The following is a 2,627-nucleotide window of genomic DNA, read 5'->3' as shown; positions in this document are numbered from 1 at the left end:
CATAGGTAAGTGAGGCAAACCGGGAGAACTGAAACATCTAAGTACCCCGAGGAAAAGAAATCAACCGAGATTTCGTTAGTAGCGGCGAGCGAACGCGAAGGAGCCTGTTAGTGATAATGACAGAGACAGAGGAACAAGCTGGGAAGCTTGGCGATACAGGGTGATAGCCCCGTACTCGAAGTCCAGGTCATGGTACTAAGCTAACGACAAGTAGGGCGGGACACGTGATATCCTGTTTGAAGATGGGGGGACCATCCTCCAAGGCTAAATACTCCTGATTGACCGATAGTGAACCAGTACTGTGAAGGAAAGGCGAAAAGAACCCCGGTGAGGGGAGTGAAATAGAACCTGAAACCTTGTACGTACAAGCAGTGGGAGCCCTTTAAGGGTGACTGCGTACCTTTTGTATAATGGGTCAGCGACTTATATTTTGTAGCGAGGTTAACCGAATAGGGGAGCCGAAGGGAAACCGAGTCTTAACTGGGCGTCTAGTTGCAAGGTATAGACCCGAAACCCGGTGATCTAGCCATGGGCAGGTTGAAGGTTGGGTAACACTAACTGGAGGACCGAACCGACTAATGTTGAAAAATTAGCGGATGACTTGTGGCTGGGGGTGAAAGGCCAATCAAACCGGGAGATAGCTGGTTCTCCCCGAAATCTATTTAGGTAGAGCCTTGAGCGGACACCTTCGGGGGTAGAGCACTGTTTCGGCTAGGGGTCCATCCCGGATTACCAACCCGATGCAAACTACGAATACCGAAGAGTGATACTCAGGAGACACACGGCGGGTGCTAACGTCCGTCGTGGAGAGGGAAACAACCCAGACCGCCAGCTAAGGTCCCAAAGTCTATATTAAGTGGGAAACGAAGTGGGAAGGCTTAGACAGCTAGGATGTTGGCTTAGAAGCAGCCATCATTTAAAGAAAGCGTAATAGCTCACTAGTCGAGTCGGCCTGCGCGGAAGATGTAACGGGGCTCAAATATAGCACCGAAGCTGCGGCATCAGTAGCAATACTGTTGGGTAGGGGAGCGTTCTGTAAGCGGATGAAGGTGAATCGAGAGGTTTGCTGGACGTATCAGAAGTGCGAATGCTGACATAAGTAACGATAAAACGGGTGAAAAACCCGTTCGCCGGAAGACCAAGGGTTCCTGTCCAACGTTAATCGGGGCAGGGTGAGTCGGCCCCTAAGGCGAGGCTGAAAAGCGTAGTCGATGGGAAACGGGTTAATATTCCCGTACTTGGATAAACTGCGATGTGGGGACGGAGCAGGTTAGGTTATCGCACTGTTGGATATGTGCGTTTAAGTTGGTAGGTGTGAAGTTTAGGCAAATCCGGACTTCTTTAACACCGAGAGATGATGACGAGGCTCTACGGAGCTGAAGTAACCGATACCACACTTCCAGGAAAAGCCACTAAGCTTCAGGTTTATCTAAACCGTACTGAAAACCGACACAGGTGGTCAGGTAGAGAATACTCAGGCGCTTGAGAGAACTCGGGTGAAGGAACTAGGCAAAATAGCACCGTAACTTCGGGAGAAGGTGCGCCGGCGTAGATTGTAGTCCCTTGCGGGCGAAGGTTGAACCGGTCGAAGATACCAGCTGGCTGCAACTGTTTATTAAAAACACAGCACTCTGCAAACACGAAAGTGGACGTATAGGGTGTGATGCCTGCCCGGTGCTGGAAGGTTAATTGATGGTGTAATCGAAAGAGAAGCTCCTGATCGAAGCCCCAGTAAACGGCGGCCGTAACTATAACGGTCCTAAGGTAGCGAAATTCCTTGTCGGGTAAGTTCCGACCTGCACGAATGGCATAATGATGGCCAGGCTGTCTCCACCCGAGACTCAGTGAAATTGAAATCGCCGTGAAGATGCGGTGTACCCGCGGCTAGACGGAAAGACCCCGTGAACCTTTACTATAGCTTGACACTGAACATTGAATTTTGATGTGTAGGATAGGTGGGAGACTATGAAGTAGTCACGCTAGTGATTATGGAGTCGTCCTTGAAATACCACCCTTTAACGTTTGATGTTCTAACGAAGATTACGAAACGTGGTCTCGGACAGTGTCTGGTGGGTAGTTTGACTGGGGCGGTCTCCTCCCAAAGAGTAACGGAGGAGCACGAAGGTTTGCTAATGACGGTCGGACATCGTCAGGTTAGTGCAATGGTATAAGCAAGCTTAACTGCGAGACAGACAAGTCGAGCAGGTACGAAAGTAGGTCATAGTGATCCGGTGGTTCTGAATGGAAGGGCCATCGCTCAACGGATAAAAGGTACTCCGGGGATAACAGGCTGATACCGCCCAAGAGTTCATATCGACGGCGGTGTTTGGCACCTCGATGTCGGCTCATCACATCCTGGGGCTGAAGTAGGTCCCAAGGGTATGGCTGTTCGCCATTTAAAGTGGTACGCGAGCTGGGTTTAGAACGTCGTGAGACAGTTCGGTCCCTATCTGCCGTGGGCGTTGGAGAATTGGTTGGGGCTGCTCCTAGTACGAGAGGACCGGAGTGGACGCACCACTGGTGTTCCGGTTGTGTCGCCAGACGCATTGCCGGGTAGCTAAGTGCGGAAGAGATAAGTGCTGAAAGCATCTAAGCACGAAACTTGCCAAGAGATGAGTTCTCCCTGT

Annotated in this window: 1 rRNA gene; it reads left to right on the top strand. The window is 50.8% G+C overall.

What is annotated here, in order from left to right:
• A 23S ribosomal RNA gene (locus DPV81_RS09335) occupies window positions 1–2,627 on the top strand; the annotation flags it as partial.

This window comes from Haemophilus parainfluenzae, from assembly GCF_003252795.1.
Classification (GTDB): domain Bacteria; phylum Pseudomonadota; class Gammaproteobacteria; order Enterobacterales; family Pasteurellaceae; genus Haemophilus_D; species Haemophilus_D parainfluenzae_K.
Note: the sequence above shows the minus strand (reverse complement) of the source record. Positions and strands in the feature narration are given on the sequence as shown.